The sequence below is a fragment of the Streptomyces sp. NBC_01481 genome (genome assembly GCF_026339995.1).
Lineage (GTDB): Bacteria > Actinomycetota > Actinomycetes > Streptomycetales > Streptomycetaceae > Streptomyces.
Genome location: NZ_JAPEPT010000003.1, coordinates 976,944 through 996,166, shown reverse-complemented (window position 1 = coordinate 996,166; position 19,223 = coordinate 976,944). Strand labels below are relative to the sequence as shown.

Annotated in this window: 17 protein-coding genes; 5 read left to right on the top strand and 12 right to left on the bottom strand. The window is 70.7% G+C overall.

What is annotated here, in order from left to right; genetic code table 11:
- Nucleotides 1-22: 22 nt before the first annotated feature.
- The 3 genes from OOK40_RS21100 to OOK40_RS21090 form a co-directional block, all read right to left on the bottom strand.
- Nucleotides 23-700, bottom strand: a complete 678-nt coding sequence (locus tag OOK40_RS21100; protein ID WP_266484493.1) for a bifunctional 2-polyprenyl-6-hydroxyphenol methylase/3-demethylubiquinol 3-O-methyltransferase UbiG — start codon at nt 698-700, stop codon at nt 23-25.
- Nucleotides 701-778: 78 nt separating this feature from the next.
- Nucleotides 779-1,987 (bottom strand): glycosyltransferase family 4 protein, encoded by a 1,209-nt coding sequence (locus OOK40_RS21095; RefSeq protein ID WP_266484042.1) that lies wholly within the window; start codon nt 1,985-1,987, stop codon nt 779-781.
- Between the two features lie 322 nt (nt 1,988-2,309).
- Nucleotides 2,310-3,263 (bottom strand): DUF3068 domain-containing protein, encoded by a 954-nt coding sequence (locus tag OOK40_RS21090; protein ID WP_266484039.1) that lies wholly within the window; start codon nt 3,261-3,263, stop codon nt 2,310-2,312.
- Between the two features lie 240 nt (nt 3,264-3,503).
- On the opposite strand from OOK40_RS21090, the gene OOK40_RS21085 reads away from it, so the two are divergent.
- Complete coding sequence (locus OOK40_RS21085; RefSeq protein WP_266484036.1) at nt 3,504-3,686, top strand: hypothetical protein; 183 nt, start codon at nt 3,504-3,506, stop codon at nt 3,684-3,686.
- A gap of 32 nt (nt 3,687-3,718) precedes the next feature.
- Nucleotides 3,719-4,963 carry a CdaR family transcriptional regulator gene (locus OOK40_RS21080; protein ID WP_266484034.1) on the top strand — a complete coding sequence of 415 codons (1,245 nt, stop codon included), beginning with the start codon at nt 3,719-3,721 and terminating at the stop codon, nt 4,961-4,963.
- Nucleotides 4,964-5,226: 263 nt separating this feature from the next.
- On the opposite strand, the gene OOK40_RS21075 is transcribed toward OOK40_RS21080, so the two are convergent.
- Nucleotides 5,227-6,192 carry a pirin family protein gene (locus OOK40_RS21075; protein WP_266484032.1) on the bottom strand — a complete coding sequence of 322 codons (966 nt, stop codon included), beginning with the start codon at nt 6,190-6,192 and terminating at the stop codon, nt 5,227-5,229.
- A gap of 130 nt (nt 6,193-6,322) precedes the next feature.
- Between OOK40_RS21075 and OOK40_RS21070 the strand changes: the two genes are divergently transcribed.
- Nucleotides 6,323-6,670, top strand: coding sequence for a M48 family metallopeptidase (locus tag OOK40_RS21070; RefSeq protein WP_266484030.1), 348 nt, complete (start codon nt 6,323-6,325; stop codon nt 6,668-6,670).
- Nucleotides 6,671-6,680: 10 nt separating this feature from the next.
- Here OOK40_RS21070 and OOK40_RS21065 read toward each other — a convergent pair whose 3' ends face one another.
- The 5 genes from OOK40_RS21065 to OOK40_RS21045 form a co-directional block, all read right to left on the bottom strand.
- A complete protein-coding gene (locus OOK40_RS21065) occupies nt 6,681-7,619 on the bottom strand; it encodes an AEC family transporter (protein ID WP_266484028.1) in 939 nt (312 codons plus the stop codon).
- Between the two features lie 78 nt (nt 7,620-7,697).
- Nucleotides 7,698-8,909: a type III PLP-dependent enzyme gene (locus OOK40_RS21060; RefSeq protein WP_266484026.1), complete on the bottom strand. Its 1,212-nt coding sequence runs from the start codon at nt 8,907-8,909 to the stop codon at nt 7,698-7,700.
- A complete protein-coding gene (locus tag OOK40_RS21055; protein ID WP_266484491.1) occupies nt 8,906-10,651 on the bottom strand; it encodes an IucA/IucC family siderophore biosynthesis protein in 1,746 nt (581 codons plus the stop codon). The genes OOK40_RS21060 and OOK40_RS21055 overlap by 4 nt, the downstream gene beginning before the upstream one ends.
- Nucleotides 10,652-10,708: 57 nt before the next feature.
- Nucleotides 10,709-12,472, bottom strand: coding sequence for an IucA/IucC family protein (locus tag OOK40_RS21050; protein ID WP_266484023.1), 1,764 nt, complete (start codon nt 12,470-12,472; stop codon nt 10,709-10,711).
- Nucleotides 12,469-13,662 carry an acetyl-CoA carboxylase biotin carboxylase subunit family protein gene (locus tag OOK40_RS21045; protein ID WP_266484020.1) on the bottom strand — a complete coding sequence of 398 codons (1,194 nt, stop codon included), beginning with the start codon at nt 13,660-13,662 and terminating at the stop codon, nt 12,469-12,471. Before OOK40_RS21045 ends, OOK40_RS21050 begins: the two co-directional genes overlap by 4 nt.
- A gap of 224 nt (nt 13,663-13,886) precedes the next feature.
- Between OOK40_RS21045 and OOK40_RS21040 the strand changes: the two genes are divergently transcribed.
- Nucleotides 13,887-14,771, top strand: a complete 885-nt coding sequence (locus OOK40_RS21040) for a (2Fe-2S)-binding protein (RefSeq protein ID WP_266484018.1) — start codon at nt 13,887-13,889, stop codon at nt 14,769-14,771.
- Here OOK40_RS21040 and OOK40_RS21035 read toward each other — a convergent pair.
- Together OOK40_RS21035 and OOK40_RS21030 are read right to left on the bottom strand one after the other, a co-directional pair.
- Nucleotides 14,755-15,105 (bottom strand): VOC family protein, encoded by a 351-nt coding sequence (locus OOK40_RS21035; RefSeq protein ID WP_266484015.1) that lies wholly within the window; start codon nt 15,103-15,105, stop codon nt 14,755-14,757. The genes OOK40_RS21040 and OOK40_RS21035 overlap by 17 nt on opposite strands.
- An 82-nt stretch (nt 15,106-15,187) precedes the next feature.
- Nucleotides 15,188-16,390, bottom strand: a complete 1,203-nt coding sequence (locus OOK40_RS21030; RefSeq protein ID WP_266484013.1) for a glycoside hydrolase family 64 protein — start codon at nt 16,388-16,390, stop codon at nt 15,188-15,190.
- A 345-nt stretch (nt 16,391-16,735) separates the two neighbouring features.
- Between OOK40_RS21030 and OOK40_RS21025 the strand changes: the two genes are divergently transcribed.
- Nucleotides 16,736-17,452, top strand: a complete 717-nt coding sequence (locus OOK40_RS21025; protein ID WP_266484011.1) for a flavodoxin family protein — start codon at nt 16,736-16,738, stop codon at nt 17,450-17,452.
- Between the two features lie 257 nt (nt 17,453-17,709).
- Here the strand turns inward: OOK40_RS21025 and OOK40_RS21020 are convergent, their stop codons facing one another.
- A complete protein-coding gene (locus OOK40_RS21020) occupies nt 17,710-19,140 on the bottom strand; it encodes an NAD(P)/FAD-dependent oxidoreductase (protein WP_266484009.1) in 1,431 nt (476 codons plus the stop codon).
- Nucleotides 19,141-19,223: the final 83 nt, after the last annotated feature.

The following is a 19,223-nucleotide window of genomic DNA, read 5'->3' as shown; positions in this document are numbered from 1 at the left end:
GACCGTTCCTCGCTTCGCTTGCTCATGGGCTTCGCCTGAGAATCAGCAGCAGATTCCAGGTGGCGATCTCGCGGAGTCCCGGCACCCGGGTGATCGTGCTCGCGAAGAATGGCCAGTAACGGGACCGCGCCGTGACGACTTGCACGTCGTCGCGGCCGCGGACGTGCCGCAGGGTGGGACCGATGTGGACGGGGAACAGGTTTTCGCCGACCGTGTGCTTTGCCTCGCGGCCGGTGCGCCGTTCGTAGCGTTCGCGGGCCCGGGCGGCCCCGAGGTAGTGCCACGGCGCTGTCTCGTGACCTCCCCAGGGTGAGAGCCAGTTGGTGAACGACAGGTAGATCAGTCCGCCGGGGCGGGTGACCCGCACCATCTCGCTGATGAACGTCCGCGGGTCCGACACGTGCTCCAGCACATTGGACGAGAAGCACACGTCCGCCGCGCCGTCGGCGAGCGGCAGCAGATAGCCGTCGGCGAGCACCGCGTCCTCGGTCACCGGGCCGTGGGCGCTCAGCTCCCGCAGGTCGGGCTCGAAGAGGTAGCTCCGCGCGCCGCGGCGGCGGAACTCCTCGGTGAAGTAGCCGCTGCCGCCGCCGATGTCGACGACGATCTTGCCGGGCAGGTCGATGTGACGTGCCACTTGTGCGACCGAGTCACGGGCCAGCAGGGTGTAGCACCGCTCGGGGTCGCTCTGTTCGCGCATGAACGCCCGGAAGAGGGTGGCCGATCGGCGCAGCGACGGATCCTTGAACACGCGCTCGGTGACGTCAAAAATGGCCGCTCACCTACCGCGTCCCGGGGCGGAGGCGAGCGCCGCGGCCTCGGCGGCGACCGCCTGGAACTGACGGACCGTCGATCTCCAGCGGAAGCGCGTGGCGCGACGCGCGGCGGCGCGTCCCATGGCTGCGCGCCGGTGGGCACTGAGGGACAGAGTGCACCACGCGGCGGCGAACGAACTCTCTCCCCGGGCCAGCACCCCGGTCTCCCCGTCCTCGATGGAGTCGCACAGGCCTGGTATGTCGAAACCGACTGCGGGAGTGGCCCGGGCGGCGGCCTCGGTGACGACCAGCCCCCAGCCCTCGACGAGGGAGGGGTGCAACAACAGCCACGCCTCGCACATCAGCCGGTGCTTCTCGGCCTCCGACACCCGGCCGGCAAACGTCACACCGGGGCCGGCCATGGCTTCCAGCCGCTCCCGTTCGGGGCCGTCACCGACGATGACGAGCCGACCGCCGGTGACCGGACGGACCCGCTCCCACAGCCGCAGGAGCAGATCGATGCGCTTGTACTCCACCAGCCGGCCGACGGCCAGGAACAGCGGTTCCTTCGCCTCGGGCAGCAGCGCGCCGGGGTCTTCGACGCCGTTGTTGACGATCCGGATGCGGTCCGCGGCCACGCCGATGCCGCGAAGCTCGGAGGCGGTCGACTCGGAGACGGCCACCATCAGGTTTGCGCGGTGGGTGCCTGCCAGCGCCCAGTGCTCCAGCCTGCGGCCGAGCCGGGCCGCCGGGCCGGGGTAGCGCATCTGCCAAAGGTCGGTGTGCACATGGTTGACCAGGCACAACGTCGGTCCGTGGTGCCACAGCGGCGCCAGGTACGGCATGCCGTTGCACACCTCGACCAGCAGGTCGCAGTCGCCGACCTCGCGGGCGAAGGTCTTCCTGGCGCGCAGGAAGTGTCCTGCGTCACCGCCCGCGGAGACCACCCGGTAGTCGCGTTCTGCGGCTGGGCCGCCACACACGAGCGTGACCTCGTGGCCGCCGGCGGTCAGACCGCCGGCTATCCGGTCGATGAGCAGTTCCGAGCCGCCGGCGGCCTGGTTGCCCAGGTCACGGCGGGCGAGGAAGGTGATCCGGCGCGGCAGAGGTTCCGCGACGGGTGTGATGTGCGGGTCATCGGCGAGCGAGTCGGTGACTGCGCTGCCGGTGCGGGCTTGAGCGGGGACGGAGTCCTCCTGGCCGGAGGCCAGAGCGGACGCGTGCTGGGGCATAGAAGTGCTCCAACTCGGCGGCTGCGGGAGCAGGCCGGGGTGAGGGATTGCCGGGCTTCCGGGGGCGAAGCGCTGGGCTGGCTCGGTGTGCGGGGTACTGCCGGGGCTGCCGGGGCTACCGGTACTGCCGGGGCGGTGCCGACCGGGATGTGCGGTCGATGTGTGTACATCGGGCCGGTGGCGGACTCCTGGGGGTGGGAGCGGCCTGGCACAAACCGGAATCACTAGTTCCTACTGCGGGGTAACCCAAGTGTTCGTACGAGTGGTTCGTTCCACTACGCACGCGGGTGACAAGTTCGGGCCGACTGGCGGCCCACCTTTATCACTCGCCTGAGTGTTCCGTCCGCCGGCGGCCACGGATCAGCATCACCACACCGGCGGCGGCGAGCAGACCGCCCGCGATCCCGCCCCCAACGGGCACAGTCTCGCCGAGCAGCTTCAGCCGATTGCCGTCGTCCGAGGCCAGCGCCACCTGCTCGCGCCGGGTGGCCTCGGTGAACTCCAGCCGCTTACTGGACAGCAGGGTGACCGCGTCCTTCTTCGAACCCGGGGCCCGCAGCGTCTTCGTCGGCGCGATCACCGCGTTCATGATCCGGCCCGTGCGCTGGTCCACCGCCAGCTCAATCCCCGCGTTGGAGTACCACTCCTCGGCGAGGACCTGGCCCTGCGGGCGGCCCACCAGCACGCCGGGCACCTGACGGGTGCCGGTGCGGGTGGCCGCGACGGTGCCGCCGAAGAGGTAGCCCCGGTGTCCGCGGATCTTGGTGGTGCCCTTGAACTCCAGCGGCACGGTGGCACCCAAGGTGCTGTCCCACCAGGTGTAAACGCGCTTCTCGACGTCGAACGGGAACTTCAGGTAGGCCTCGCCCTCGAAGCTGGGCTTCTCCTCGCAGCAGCGCACCGGCAGGTTGGTCCGGCGGTCGGTGACCCAGCGTTCCGTGGTCCACTGCAGGGATTTCCGCGGGTCGGCCAGCGGCAGCGTCTTCGGGGTGTCGATCTGTGTCGACACGTCCCAGATCGCGTTTCCGCTGCGCTCGCTGCCGGCGACGTCGCCCAGCACCCGGCGCGTGATCGTTATTGTCTGGCCGTCCACCGTGGAGACGGATCCGGTGTCGAAATAACGACCCTCACCTCTGAAGACCGTCGTGGAGTTCACGTCGGTCGGTGTGCGCCTGGCACGCGGCTCCACGTACCAGACGAGCAGCTGAGTGAGTACCAGCAGAAAGACGCCGACACCCAGCAGAATCAGGGACAAACGAGACGTTGAACGGCGCATGCGCGTACTCCAATGCGGGCGGGATATGCGGGGCGTTCATGGACTGTGCGGGAAGGGGTCACACGCACGGATTTCAGCCTGTCCCGGGCCGAGGAGTGGCGTACCCGGGAGTAACAGCGCTGTGACCGGCGAAATTAGGCGGAGCTTGACCACCTGTCAATGCGACTCGCATACTGACCGCGCCGGACCGGGCCGGCGCGCTGGGTGACAACCTCATCGACAGAGAGGCCGATCACCCTCATGCCCAGACTGCTCGCCGCCTTCCTGACCTGCGTCGCCTCCGCCGTACTGGCCACAGGCGCCGCCTTCGGAATCGTCGCCGCCCTCAATGTCACGCCCGAGCAGCAGAATGTGCCGCTCGTCACGTTCCCCGACCCTCCCGCCAATGGGCCGTCCAGCGCACCGAGCCCCAGCGCGAGTTAGGTTGTGAAGATCCAGGCCCGCTGATCGAGCGCATGCGGACCGGACGTCCGGGAGAAGGTGCTGTGGCAGCATCGTCAGCGTGGCACGACGTGCCACGAGAACGGATTCAGCGGTTCGCCGACCGAGCCCTGGAGCAGGTCCCCGAGCTTGCACAGGACATCCTCACCGAGATCCGACGGGAATATCCGGGTCTGGCGTTCATCGCCGACGAGTCCGGAGAGCCGAAGGCCCTGGTGGCGATCCGGCACGCGCTGGAACTCTTCGTGGAGCAGATGACCACGGGGTCGGACCGGCCGCGCGCCCTCCCCGAGATGTTCCAGGACTTCGGGCGCGGCGAAGTCACGCAGGGGCGCAGCCTGGACTCCTTGCAGGGGATCTACCGGCTGGGCGTACGCCTTTCCTGGCGGCGTATGGCAGAGATCGGCCAGCAGGTCGACATCCCGCCCGCAGCCATGTACGAACTCGCCGAGTCCGCGTTCGAGTACCTCGACGTCATGGTGGCCCAGTCGGTACGCGGCTACGCCGAGGCCGTCGCCCGCCAGGCCGGGGAGCGGCTGCGCCTGCAACGACAACTCGTCGAACTCCTGCTCGCCGAGCACCGCACGGATCCGTCCGCCTTCCTCGCCGACCGCGCGGCCGGCGTCGGCTGGCAACTGCCCGAAAAGCTGGCGGTGGCCGTGCTGCTCCGCCCCGCCCAGGAGGCTGTCGCCCCCGCCGTGGGCGACGATGTGCTGCTCGACATGGAGGGCGAGCAGCCGCGCATGGTGGTGCCGGACCCGGACGCCCCCGGGCGCGCGGAGTTGCTGCACCGGGCCTTGGCCAATTGGTCCGGCGCGATCGGCCCGTCGGTTCCCCTGGCGGAGGCTGCCACGTCGCTGCGCTGGGCGGAGGCCGCCGTCGGGATGATCGAGCAGGGCCTGCTGCCGCAAGGGCGGCTCCTGCACTGCGGTGAGCACGTCGAAGCCCTGGTGCTGCTGCCCGCAGGGGAGTTGATCGACGATCTGGCGCGGCGGCGGCTCGCCCAGTTGGGCGAGAGTGGCGGCCCGGCGCACGCCCACCGTCTCGCCGAGACTCTGCTGGCCTGGCTGGAAACGCGGGGTGGCGCGCCGGAGGTGGCCGCCCAGCTCGGAGTACACCCGCAGACCGTGCGCTACCGACTGAGACAGCTCCGTGAGTTGTGGGGCGAGGACCTGGACGACCCGGACCGCCGCTTCGAACTGGAGCTGGTGCTGCGCGCCCGGCGGCTGCGCGGTGATCTCGTCCCGCCGCCTGACTGACCGGGTTTACCCTGACGGGCTGTCGGGCCCGGCCCGCCGAAGAACTCCCCGTCGCGGCCGTACCGTGCGGTCAGGTGGGAAGTGGATGAGTGCAAAGGGTCAGCAAGAGTCTGATCAGACCTGGTTACAGACGCCAACACCTGCAACTCGTTCCCCACGTCGGAGTGGATCGCTCAGAGGCGCCGGCACCCCTGCCGCACGACAGGCCAAGGGCCCCGACACCCGTACCTCTCGAGAACGAGGCCCGTGCCCATAGCACGAGGTCAGCGCACCCGTCCCCGCGGCTTCAGCGCCACCGCCGGGAGTTCGGGAGCGGCCAGCGGACCGCCGCCGTAGCCCTTCACCTCGCCGAAGCGGGAGCCGGTCATCCAGTCCGTGCGGGCCTGCTCGATCTCCTCGTGCGAACGGCCCACGAAATTCCACCACATGACGATCTCCTCCTCGAACGGCTCGCCGCCGAGGAGCATCAGACCGGCGTCGGATTCGGCGCGCAGCGGGAGTTCAGTGCGGCCGCAGCCCAGGTAGAGCATCGAGCCGGGCAGTACGGGTACGCCGTCGACATGGGCCTCGCCCGACATGGCCAGTACCGCGTACTCGAAGTCGGGAACCAGCGGCAGGTTCAGTTCGGCGCCGCGCGCGAGCGCCAGGTCGGCGCCGACGAGCGGGGTGTACGTGGTGCCGGGCGAGGCGGCGCCCGCCAGTTCGCCGAGGATGACCGTGGCGCTCAGGCCGGGCGCGGTGACCGTCGGCAGGTCGGTGTGGTGCTGGAAGTGCGGCTCGACGTTCCGGTGCTCGTCGGGCAGCGCGACCCAGAGCTGGGCTCCGTGCAGGAAGCGGGCGTGCGGCTTGGGGCTCTCCTCGGAGTGGCTGATCGCGCGGCCCGAGGTCATCAGGCCGAGTTCGCGCGGCCGGACGGTGGCGAGGCTGCCGGTGCTGTCGCGGTGCAGCACCTCGCCGTCGTGGAGCCAGCTGACGGTCTGGAGGCCCATGTGCGGGTGGGGCGGGACCTGCATGCCGGGCTCGTCGGCGATGTCGTCGGGTCCGTAGTGGTCGACGAAGGCCCAGGCGCCGACCATCCGGCGGCCCAGGTTGGGCAGGAGCCGGCGGACCACGGTGGACTCGCCGAGCTGGACCCGGCGGGGGCTGAGGAGTTCACGGACGGGCTCGGCGACGACAAAGCCACGACCGCCGCAGACGGAGAGGGCGGCCTGACGATCGAGATTGCTCATGGAGCTCAACCTATTCCTGTTGGGGCGCGAGCCGTCAGTCCCCACGCCCACCTGATAGTGGAATGTTCAACCATCCGTCGGTGTTGAGCTCCATACAAGCAGCAGACCGGGACTCCGAGGAGGAGAGCACGTGAACGAGACGTACTACGAGTTCGGCACCCCCGCCGAGCGGTGGGACCGGGCACAGCTGTTCTTCGACGCCAAGGAGTACGTCACGGCCGCCCGCATTCTTGGTGGGCTGGTCACGGAGGCGCCGGAGCAGATCGCGCCGCGGCTGCTGCTCGCCCGCGCCTACTACCACTCGGCGCGGCTGCGCCTGGCCGAGGCCGAGCTGCGCGCCGTCCTGGAGCTCAGCCCCGTGGAGCACTACGCGCGCCTCATGCTCGGCCGCACGCTGGAGCGCCAGGGGCGGCCCGAGGACGCGGCGCCGCATCTGCGGATGGCCGCGGCGATGTCCGGAGAAGCCTCGCCGGTCTGACCGGCAGGGGTCAGGCCAGCAGCCAGGTGATGAGCGAGAGTGAGCCCATCGACAGCAGCGTGGACAGCAGGACGGTGTCCCTGGCCAGATCCGTGTTCAGCCGGTATTCGGAGGCGAAGATGAAGGCGTTCTGCGCCGTCGGCAGGCCGGCGCAGAGCACCACGGCGAACAGTTCGTGCCCGCCGAGACCGAACCCCCAGCGTGCGAGCGCGTAGGCGAGCAGCGGCTGGACGGCGATCTTGAGGGCCACCAGCACCCGGCGCTCCGCGCGGCCCGCGGCGTCGGGACGCTCCGCCCGCGCGTTCAGCGACATACCGAGGGCGAAGAGCGCCGCGGGAACGGCCGCACCGCCGAGGATCTGGACCGGAGCGGTCAGCTCGGCGGGCAGCCGCCAGCCCGCGGCCGCCACCGTCACCCCGGCGGCGGACGCCGCGATGATGGGGTTGCGCAGCGGCAGCATCAGGATCCGCCCCCAGCGGTCGCGCTCTCCGCGCCGTACGTCCAGATCTATGAGAACCAGGATCAGCGGCGTGATGAACAGCGTCTGGAACAGCGCGGCCGCGATCATGAACGAGGCGTCGTCGAGGACATGGACGGCTATGGGGATACCCAGATTGGCGGAGTTGACGTACGCCCCGGCCATGGCGCCTATCGCCCGGTCGGCCTGACGGCGGCGGAAGACCCACCGCCCCAGCAGCAGTCCCACCGTGAACACGATGACGAGGCTGGCCGCGAACACGGCCGCACCGGGACTGGCCAGCTTCGACACCCGTGACCTGGACAACGTGAGGAACAGCAGCGCGGGCATGGCGAACGCGAAGGCGAACCGCCCCAGCACGCTCTGCGCCTGAGTGCCGAGCACATTGAACCTGCCCGCCGCCCAACCGACGGCGGTGATCGCCCAGATGGGCAGGAAGCCGGAGAGCACGGTCACCCGGCCAGCATGCATGACCGCGATCATCACGCCCCGGCCGCCCCCGAGGGCGCTAAGTACGCGCTCCGAGGCAGCGGGAGTGGGGCCTGCTTTTCACCGTCGGGCGCCCAGGAAATGGAATCCCGGCCGGGGGTGCATCAGGAAGTCGTGGTGGGAGATGTTCCACGCGTACGCCCCGGCCAGCGCGAACACCACACGGTCCCCCGCCCGTAGACCCGCCGCCGGGACCCGGCGGGCCAGGACGTCCTTGGGTGTGCACAGCTGGCCTGCCAGGGTGACCAGTTGCTGCCGGGCCACGGGCCGCGGCCATGAGTGCGGCCAGTCGTCGACCGGAAGGACCACGCAAGGCTGGTCGTGGCCCTTGGTCGCCGGGGTGCGCAGATGGTGCGTGCCGCCGCGTACGACGGCGAACTCCTCGCCGTGGCTGGGCTTCACGTCCAGGACCTCGGTGGCGTACCAGCCGCAGTAGGCGGTCAGCGAGCGGCCCGGCTCGATGCGCAGTGTCAGACCGGGGTGAGCGGCGGTGATGCGGGCGAGGCCGGCGCCGAAGGCGGGCCAGTCGAAGCGCGCTTCGGGGGCGGCGTAGTCGACGGTCATGCCGCCGCCGACGTTCACCTCGGGCAGCTCGATGGTGTGACGGGCGGCGAGGCTCGCCGCCCAGGTCACGATGGACTCGGCGGCGGCGAGCTGCCGAGGGGCGTCGAGTCCGCTGGCCAGGTGGGCGTGGATGCCGAGGAGTTGAAGGTGCGGGTAGGTGCCGTCGGTCAGGAGACGGACGGCGGCGTCCGCCTGGGTGGGGTCCAGTCCGAACGGCGTCGGGCGGCCGCCCATGGACAGGGCACTGGCCTGAAGTGATGCGTCGGCCAGCGGAAGGTTGAAGCGCAGCAGTACGCCGACGGGCGCGGCGCAGGCCCGCAGCAGAGCCAGATCCGCCAGCATCCTGAGCTCGTGGAGGCTCTCCACGTGGAAGCGCTCGACGCCGAGGTCCAGCGCCGCGGTGATCTCGGCGGGCGTCTTGCCGGGGCCGCCGAAGGCCAGCGGACGCTCCGGGACGATCTTTGCGACGTGGGCGAGTTCGCCGCCCGACGAGACCTCGTAGCCGTCCACGTACGGGGCGAGCGCGGCCAGGATCTCCGGTTCCGGGTTGGCCTTGGCGGCGTAGTACAGCTCGACGCGGTCGGGCAGCACCGAGCGGACGGACGCGGCGTGTCTGCGCAGCGCGCCGAGGTCGTACAGATAGGCGGGCAGGGACGGGGCCGGGAGCGACAGGGCACGCTCGCGCACCGGCGGTGTGAGGACGGTCATCGGGCGCTCCAGACATCATCGGTGCGGGTCGCCCCGGAGAACACGTCCCGGGGAAGCGCGTCGTCGCTGAAGGGGGAGGGCAGGCGCACATAGCCCGCGTCACGGTCGGCCGTGCGCTCCCAGCGGGTGAGCAGGTTGGCCTTGGCCGGCAGCGGCGCTCCGGCCAGCAGGGCGGCGAGCCGGGGCGGGCGGCCGTGCTCGTCCGCGTACTCCTCGAGCGCCCGCCGGACCAGGGACCACAGCGCCGCCTCGGTCTCCGGATGGAGATCGGCGAGCGCGGCGAGCATGTCGGACACATGGTTCACGACGAGGCAGTAGACGACCCGGTCCCAGCCGCGTTCGGCGTCGTACGTCAGCGGACCCGCGACCTCCGGCGGCAGCCCGGCCAGGCCCTCGGCGTGGTGGCCGGCGATGAGCTTGGTGCCTTCCAGGTCCCGGAACAGGACGCGGGCAGGTCTGCCGTGGGCGTCGACGCAGACGATGACGTTCTGGAGATGCGGTTCGAGGACCAGGCCGTGGTCGAAGTAGGCGGCGAGGACGGGCGGGACGAGCAGCGCGAGGTATGTCCGCCACCAGCTCAGGGCGCTTGCGGGGTCCGAACCGGCCAGCAGCCGGGAGATGTGGGCGGGGCCCGTGGGGTACTCGTCGGCGACGGCGGCGGCGAGGAGCGGGGTGGTGCCTGGCCGCAGATGGGCGGCGAGGCCCTCGCGGACGATGACGCCGAAGCCTTCGAGGAGTGCGAGATCGGGCCGCCCGTCCGGGCCGGGGAGCGCGAGGCTGCGATAGGCGGGTTCGCGGAGGATGCCGCTGCCGGGGAAGCGGGCGGCCAGGTCGGCGAGGACCGGTCCGAGCAGGCTGGTGAGCGCGACAGCGCCCGCCAGCTCGTAACTGGCGTTCTTGCGCACGCAGTTGGTGATGCGCACATTGAGGCTGAACTTCAGGAAGGTGTCGCCGTCGTAGAGCGTGCGGACGGACGCGGTCGCGGCGAACAGGGTCCGGCCGGTGCCCAGGTCGAGTACGTCGCCCCGGGCCAGGGCCGCCCGCAACGACGGGTGTTCGTGGAGCAGTTCGTACTGCCAGGGGTGCGCGGGCAGCAGCCGGTAGCCCGCGGGGACCGCGTGCAGCCGGTCCAGCGGGTCGGTCGCACCGGGCTCGGCCCACTCCTGGACGACCAGCTCCTCCCGCACGGCGAGCAGCCGGAGCGGGAAGGCTGCCGCGGCCTCGGGGGCGTACGCGGACCAGAGGGCGGGGTCGCCGCTGCGGGCCTTGGGGGTGGGGTGGAAGCGGTGGCCGAGGGTGAGGGACTGCTCGGATGCCAGATAGGCCGACAGCGGGCTCCCGTCCAGCCGCGGACGCGGTACGGCCAGGGCGGCGCCGACTCCCTGGTGGCTCGCGTCGACCTGGGCCAGGAATTCGTCGTTGCGCGCGCCGGTACGCAGCGAGAGCTCGGCATGGGCGTACTCGGCGAGGCGGCGCCAGCCGAGCTCGAACCAGCCGCTGCCGGTCTGTTCGGCGACCGGGCCGCTGAAGCGGTGCGCTCCGATGAGGGACGAACGGCGCAGGGCCACCCTCAGCAGCACCCCGAGCCGTGGCAGACGCAGCAGCAGACGGCCGTCGATGACGGCGGTCTCGTGCTCGGGACCGGAGACCTCGCGGAGCAGACAGTTGAGGAGGGTGTGGGTCACTGCCTCGTCCGCGGTGGGAAGCCCGGCCGGGACCGCGGAACGGCCGGGGGCCGGCACCAGGGGCTCCGGCGGATACGGCGGGTGGCAGGCGGGTTGTGTGCCGGGCACCGGCGCTCACACCTCCCGCGACAGGTAGTTGGGACCGGTGGTGTAGTGCTTGTTGATGTCGGACGCGCCCGAGCGCTCCTTGCTGAGCAGGGTGCCCGCGGTCACCATCGCCTTGACGGGAAGGCGCGCGGCATCCAGGACGTGTTCGCGCAGCACGGCGCCAGGCTGCCCGGGACCGGTCCCGAGCCGCTCCACGGCTTCGGTGAGACGGTCCCGTACGAGACTCAGCAGCCGGTGGAGCGGAGCGCGGCCGTGGCCGGCGAGACCGAAGGCGTACGCACCCGCGCAGAGGTGGACCGTGATGGTGGTGAACAGATCGACGACCGGACCGTCGGTGTCGCCGAGGATCCGGGCATCGTCGAACTCGCAGGCGTCGGGCGCCTGCGCGCCGAGGGCCGAACGCATCCGGACAGCATTGATGCGCGGTCCGTCGTTGTCCTTGAGCAGCAGTCTGATCCGGGTGCGGTTCGCGTGCGTGTCCAGCACCAGCGAGATGTTCTGCTGATGGGACTCCAGGGCGATCCCGTACCCGAAGAGCGTCGTCTGCCAGTCGAAGAGCAGGGCGAGTACGGCGTCGAGGAGGGCGAGGGGATCGCCGCCGTGGAAGCGGTCGGCGAGGTGGTCGATCAGCAGCCGCCCGCCGGTTTCGCTCAGCAGGGCAGCCATCGGGACGACGACGGCGTCGTCCAGACCGGCCGGATACCGGCGGAGCAGGACGGCGAGAAGTTCATGCCCGGCGTGGGCGAAGCTCGTCTCGTCGGTGTGCAGGACGCTGTCCCGGAAGCGGGGCTCGCGGGCGATCACGGTCCCGAGCAGACGCTGGACCGCGGCGCCGTCGGCGAGTGTGCCGGGCTTGATCGTGCGCCGGTTGCGCATGCCCAAGGTGGCGGTGGGCAGGGGCAGTTTGAGATGGACGTGCGGATACGCGGCGAGGGCCACGGTCCGCATCGACAACGTCGGCACGACCTCCAGGTGGGGACGGTCGGACAGCACCGCGCGGCTGTCGAGCCCGGACGTGCGCAGTGCGTCGCGCAGCGGTTCGCCCACGGTGAGCGGATGCACGGGCAGGGCGACGTGGCTGTCGTCGAGCTCCGGCAGGCCGAGCGCCGACACAGTGGGCCAGGCCGGGTCCGACGGACCGGCAGTGCCCCGCATCGTGACCGCGTCCCTCGGCAGCGCGAGCCAGCGCAGCCGGAACCGGGGATGGAACTCCGGTGCGTACGCACGCAGTTGGTCCGTGGTGAGTCCCAGGCGGCCGCGCGCTGTGGGGTAGACGGGGTGGTCGAGGCGGGCGGCGAGCGTGTCGTGCGCGAGCCCGCCCGCAAGTCCGGTCCACTGCGCGGGATCGGTGCCGTACCGGGCGGCGAGCATCGCGCCGACCTCATCGTGCGTTGCGGCGTGCAGCCGAAGAGTGGCGAGCGTCTGGCGGCATTCCTCGGCGAGGGCGTCGAAGCCGCCGCAGTCCTCCGGGTCCGCGAGCGCGCCGAGCGCGGCCAGGATGTCGTCGGCGGTTGTCAGTTCCCTGCGGTCGGACTCCCGGCGCAGCAGAGGCAGACGGGCGCCTCTCTCGTACTGGAACCCGTCCTCGCGTACGGGCAGCTCGAGGGCGTCCCCGTCCGCGGCGTCCAGACGCAGCCAGGTCCCGTCCGGGTGCTCCGTCGCGGTGGAGCGGGTGCGCAGACCGGCGACGTCCTCGCGCAGGAGCGCGCCGAGCAGGCGGAGGACGAGGTCCGTCTCGGCCGGACAGGCGGCTGTGGTCGTGGCGGTCACGGAGTGATCTCCCAGCGCTGGGCGGCGAGGAAGTCGGCAACGGCCCCGTCCACGCTCTCCTGGTCGGTGCCGACGGCCCGGACGACGCCCAGGAGGTCGCGGTTGGTGCGGTACACCTCGTGCCGCTCACCGATCCGCCGCAGGGGCCGGTAGGTCAACTCGACGTCGTCGATGATCAGTTCGGCCGCCTCGGGCGCGGACGTCAGAGTTCCGGAACGCTCGGCGCACGGATAGTCGAGCCGGGCCGCGCCGCCGGACCGGGCCCTCAGGTCCGTCGGCAGGGGCTCGCCCAGATGCGTACGGAGGATGTGCTCGAAGAGCGGGATGCCGAGCAGCCGGGCGAGGAGAAGATCGCACTGGTCCCCGATCGCGCGGTAGTTGACCTCGATGATGCGCGCGCGTCCTTCGTGCACGACGAACTCGGTGTGGCAGGCGCCGAATCCGACACCGAGGGCGTCCAGCTGGGCCAGGACCTGCTCGACCACGGGCTCCGGGTGGGCCGGAACGTAGGTCAGGCGCTCCTCGACGAAGTACGGGGGCGAGGACAGCTCGGTGCGGAAACCGCCGAGCACATGAAGGACCCGGCCGTCACCGAGCGTCTCCAGGGTGTGCAGCTCGCCGGGCAGATACTCCTCGACGACCAGGGCGGCTCCCGGCCGGCGCTCTCGTATCTCCTTGCAGCGCAGAGCAAGGTCCCCGGGCCCTTCGACGAGGACGACGTCCTCGCTGGCGACTCCCTCGCGCGGTTTGACGACGCACGGATACGGCATGCCGGGATCGGCGAGAGCGGATGCGGGGTCCTGTCCGGCGGCGAGTTCCACCGAGCGGACCGTGTCCATGCCGGTGGCGGAGAGGTGGCGGCGCATCTGCGCCTTGTCCTTGGTGCGCAGCGCGGTCTGCCAGCTCTTGGCGGGGAGGCCGAAGTACTCGGCGGCCAGGGCGGTCTGGGTCTGGAGATGGTCGCTGTTGGTGAAGACGGCGTCCGGCGGGCAGTGGGTGGAGATGCGGGTGATGACCGCCCGGAAGTCGCGTACGTCGCAGGCGAGGATCTCGATGTCCGGGCAGACGGCGCGGTGTGCCTCGGGCTGGTCGGTGAGCAGGGTGATGTCGAGGCCGAGCCGGCGGGCTGCGGGGAGGAACCCTTCGGTGACCGAGTCGGTCGGGTTGAGGGCAAGCAGGTACAGCTGCATGAAGGGTTCACTTCCGCGCGCGAGGTCGGACCGTCCGAGGCGACCCAAATTCTTCTGGGACACGAGCGGAAAGCCTAAGTTAGGTATACCTAACACTGTCAATTCGTCGCGGCCCCGGTTCACGGAATGGCGCCTCCATGTGGTTAAGGTGAGCCTTGCCTTACCGCTCGTGAGGCCATTTGTGTGACCTCCCCTGTGTTCGCTCTTGGTATTGAGGAGTACCCGTGACCCTGGCCCCGGCGCTGGCCCCGGCCGGACCCGCCGTGAGCTGCTCCGCCCTGCTCGCCACGACGTACCAAGGGCTCGCCGGGCTCTGCGAGTCCTTGGACGTGGACGTCATGGCTCCCGGCTCGCCGGCCGGCCAGGGGTGGGCCGACGGCGCCGAACTGGCGGAGCGTCCGGAATTCCTCGAAGCGTTCCTCGACGCCGAGGCCCGGCGCATCCAGGAAGAGCACGCCCACACGGCCCGGCGGGACGTCGCCGCGTCCCGTGCGCTGCACGGCTACCTCTGGTCCGTCTGCCTGCTGATGAGCGGCCCCTGGTACCTGGAGCGGCGCGTGCCGCTGATCCGTCCGCGCGACGTCCGCATCAGCCTCACCACCGGAGCGTTCGGGATCGTCCCGGGCGGTTTCGCCTGTCTCCCCGACGATCCGGCGGCCGGCCTTCCCGGCGCCCGCGTAGTGGCTCACGAGGAAGCGCTGCGGGCCGAGTTGCGGGCCGCGGTCGCCGACCACGTACGGCCCCTGCTCGCCGCGGTCGGTCCGCAGATGCGGCGCGGGCCGCGGGCGCTGTGGGGCATGGTCGGCGACGATCTCGTCTCCGGCATCTGGTACCTCGGCCGCATGCTGGACCTGGAGGAGCATGCCGTGCGGGCGGCCGGTGAACTGCTTCCGGGGCCTGTGCCGCCCTTCCCGGGCGGCGCCGACTTCCGGCGGCTGACGGGCCGGGCAGGGCAGTCGTATCTCACGCGGACCCGGCTGGGCTGCTGCCTCTACTACTCGATCCGCCCCGCCGAGGCCTGCGGCACCTGCCCGCGGACCTGTGACACCGAGCGGCTGCGCCGGTTCGGGGGCGACGCACCCGGCAACACCGTCAGTGCAGGTGACTGACGACGTTGACGACCCGTCCGTTGGGATCGCGTACGAAGAAGCGGCGTACGCCCCACTCCTCGTCCCGCAGCGAGTGCACGATCTCCGCGCCCCGGTCCAGCATCGCCGCGTACACGGCGTCCACGTCGTCCACCTCGATGCTCAGGTCGGCCGGCACCGGCGCGGTCGCGTCGTGGGTGGCGAGGGTGAGCTGGGCGGTGGGGTTGGACGGGGACGCGAGCGTCATGACCCAGCCGTGGTTCATGACCTCCTCGAGACCGATGAGGCCGTAGAAGTCCCGGCTCTCCTCCATGGCCTTGGTTCGGATGTCGGGCACGACCCGGCGTACGGACATCGGCGCTTCCTCTCCGCGAACGGACCGTCCACGGTACGTCTCCGGCGGCACGGAGGGCCCGCGAACGGTCCGTTCGGGCGTACTAGCTGAACGGGTCCAGCGTGATGTACGCCTGCTGCGGGTTGCCGTCGTGGACCAGCGACTCATGGGCACCGACGTCGTCGAAGGCGAAGGCGTACGCCTTGCCGTCCACCATCTGCGCGTGGATCTTCCGGGCGTAGTGATTGGTCACCACGTCCTGGTAGAAGTTCGCCGGACCGGTGTCGGGCTGGTTGGGGTTGGTGAGGAGGGTGGAGCGGTTGAATCCGGCGCACAGCGTGCGCGAGATCGGGCCGCGTACCAGGTCGTTCGGCGCGTCCAGCCGCTTGTAGCAGCCGAAGATGCTGTCGGAGTCGGGCTTCTGGAACGAGGTGACGACCGCGCCGGAACCGTTGGTGAAGTTCATGACGCCGCCCGAGACCCTGCCGTAGTACTTCGTGCCCGGCTGGTTGGCGAAGGGTGTGACGGTCAGCGTCGAGGCGGAGTACTTGCTCCACACCCGGTTGACGTAGTCGTCCATGACGCCCGCCGGCAGGGCGCCGGTCTCGATGCCGTGGCCGGGTGCGAGGGCGCGCAGGACGCTGCCGTCGGAGCGCCTCTGGATCAGGTTGCCCCAGCCGCCGGGCTGTCCCCTGAGGGCGTTGTAGAAGCCGTTGTATCCGCCGGGCTTGAGATGTCCGGTGCTCTTGGTGGCTCCGCTCGCCGGCCGGACGCCGACGGCGTACGGGGCCGAGAACATGTCGACCTGGGTGCTGTTGATCCACAGTCCGGCGTCGTTGAGCGTGTACTCGGACCAGTTGAAGAGGATGTTCCGGTTCGGGTCGGTCGGATTCTGCACCGCGGGCTGCACGAGGCCACCGGTGGTGAGCTTGAAGACGAGCTTCTGCCCGTAGGAGAAGTAGATCCTCCCGGAGAACTTCGGTATGCGGATCGTCTTGGACTGGCCGGCCGCCGGTCCGGCGATGGAGGCGTCGGGCGCGGGCGTGGGCGGGTTGCCGCCGGCGGGCCAGGCGTGGAAGGTGCCGTTCGCGTCGGCCCAGCCCTGTTGGCCCGTGGTGAGCAGCGTCCCCAGGTTGTAGATGTAGATCTGGTCGCCGCGCCCGGAGTTGTTGGTGAAGGTGAGGGGAATGGTCGCGGGGACCGCGGCCTGTGCGGGGGGTGTGGGTCCGGCCGCCGTGACTCCCGCGGCGAGCAGCACCGCGGTGACCAGTAACGCCAGGACGTTTCGTTTGGCGAGCACGCTCATCCTCCCAGTCGGGTGGAGCTGTGGGGGTCATTCTGAGAGCGCTCTCAGAGTCATCTCCCACAGCGGGAGCGTCAAGCACCTCGACAAAGCTCGGTGAACTCGCCTCGTCCCGGAGGCAGTTGTCAGTCGGGGCGATCGGCGGCGCCGCGCGGCTCGCTCCGTTCGGCCCGCCCGCACCTTCGCGCAGTGGGCGCAGCGCACTGTCGCGGCGTTCAGGTGACCCGCCCGGTGTGCCCCTGCCCGTTCGGGCCACCGACGTGGACCGCGGCGCCGGGCGGGATCAGGCTGGTGGCGTACTGCCGCTCAGCACGCGCTCTGCTCCCGCCCCGCACGAGGAGACGGCCGATGACCTCGACGACGTACCACTACGACGACCTGCGCGCGGTCTTCATCAACTGCACGCTCAAGCGGTCGCCGGAGACCAGCAACACCGAGGGCCTGATCGACAAGAGCCGCGCCGTCATGCAGACGAGCGGCGTCACGACCGAGGTGATCCGCGCGGTCGACCACGACATCGCGACCGGCGTCTGGCCGGACATGACCGAGCACGGCTGGGAGACGGACGCCTGGCCGCAGTTGCACGAGAGGGTCATGGCCGCCGACATCCTCGTCCTGTGCGGGCCGATCTGGCTCGGCGACAACAGCTCCGTGATGAAACAGGTCATCGAGCGCCTCTACGCCTGCTCCAGTATCCTCAACGACCGCGGCCAGTACGCCTATTACGGCCGTGCCGGCGGCTGCCTCATCACCGGCAACGAGGACGGCGTCAAGCACTGCGCCATGAACGTCCTCTACAGCCTCCAGCACCTCGGCTACACGATCCCGCCGCAGGCCGACGCGGGCTGGATCGGCGAGGCCGGACCCGGGCCCTCGTATCTGGACCCGGGCTCGGGAGGTCCCGAGAACGACTTCACCAACCGCAACACGGCCTTCATGACCTGGAACCTGATGCATCTCGGCTCGATGCTGAAGCGGGCAGGCGGCATCCCGGCCCACGGAAACCAGCGCTCGGAATGGGATGCGGGCTGCCGCTTCGACTTCCCCAATCCCGACTACCGCTAGGGCGTGTTTGAGAAGTCTCTCCCCCAGAGCTTCGCCTGGGAGGTACCCCCACCCCGCGACGCCTGGCACGCGCACTCGCGGTGTTGTCGGAGTCGCCCAAGTACGTCCAGTACGAGGGCGATCTCCCCCAGACTTCGTCCGGGGGTGCCCCCACCGCCTTGCGATTGCACGCACCAGACGCCGCGGGGCCCGCCCTTCGGCGGACGGCGCTACTTCTCAAACACGCCCTAGGCGATCGGGGCATTCAGTCACCGCACTCAGCCGCGGTACGTCTCCAGCAGGCGCAGCCACACCTCGCTGATCGTCGGGAACGCGGGCACCGCATGCCACAGCCGCTCGATCGGCACCTCGCCCGCGACCGCCACCGTCGCCGAATGCAGCAACTCGCCCACGCCCGGGCCCACGAAGGTGACCCCCAGCAGAATCTCGCGGTCCAGGTCGACGACCATCCGGGCGTGGCCGCGGTAGCCGTCGCCGTACAGGCCGGCGCCCGAGACCGACGCCAGGTCGTAGTCGACGGCCCGGACGCGGTGTCCCGCCCCCTCGGCCTCGGCGAGCGACAGGCCGACGGCCGTGGCCTCCGGGTCGGTGAAGACGACCTGCGGGACGGCGGCGTGGTCGGCCGTGGCGGAGTGCGCGCCCCAGCGGTCGGTCTCCAGGAGCGGAACATGCTGTGCCCTGGCCGCGATGGCTGCGCCCGCGATCCGGGCCTGGTACTTGCCCTGGTGGGTGAGGAGCGCGCGATGGTTCACATCGCCCACCGCGTACAGCCAGTCGCTGCCCTCGACCCGGCAGCTGTCGTCGACGGGCAGCCACGAGCCCGGCGCCAGGCCCACTGTCTCCAGGCCGATGCCGTCGGTGCGCGGGGAGCGGCCGGTGGCGAAGAGGACCTCGTCGGCCTCGATCCGCCCGCCGTCGTCGAGGACGAGCGTGACGGGACCAGTGCCGCCCATGCGTTCCACGGAGGTGACGGATGTGTGCGTACGGACCTTGGCACCGGCCTCGGTCAACGACTCGATGACATGCTCGCCGACGAAGGGTTCCATCCGGGGCAGCACTCCCCCGCCCCGTACGAGCAGGGTGACCTGCGAGCCGAGCGCCTGCCAGGCGGTGGCCATCTCCACGCCGACCACGCCGCCGCCGACGACCGCGAGCCGCCCGGGCACCCGGTGGGCGCTGGTGGCCTCACGGCTCGTCCACGCCTTCGCGCCGACCAGACCCGGGATGTCGGGCAGCACGGCACGGCTGCCGGTGGACACGACCACGGCGTGCCGGGCGGTCAGTACATGGTGCTCGCCCTCGGGACCGTCGACCAGGACCTTCTTGGGCCCGTGCAGTCTGCCCGTACCGCGATAGATGCGGGCGCCGATGGAGTCCAGCCAGCGGACCTGGCCGTCGTCCTTCCAGTGGGAGACGTATTCGTCACGGTGGGCCAGCACGGCCTCGGCGTCGAGCGGTCCCTGCACCGCATGGCGGAGGCCGGGAACACGGCGGGCGTCGGCGCGGGCGAGCCCGGAGCGGAGCAGCGCCTTGCTCGGAATACACGCCCAGTACGAACACTCGCCCCCGATCAGCTCGCTCTCCACGACCGCGGTGCTCAGGCCCGCCGCCCTGGTGCGGTCCACCACGTTCTCCCCGACAGGTCCTGCGCCCAGCACCACAACGTCGTACTCCACGGCTTCCGTCATAGGGACAGTCTGGTCCCGGGTGTGCGTCCTGGCCACATGGGCAGGGGCAGGAATAGCACGGCCCCGGGCACCGTTGTCGGGGG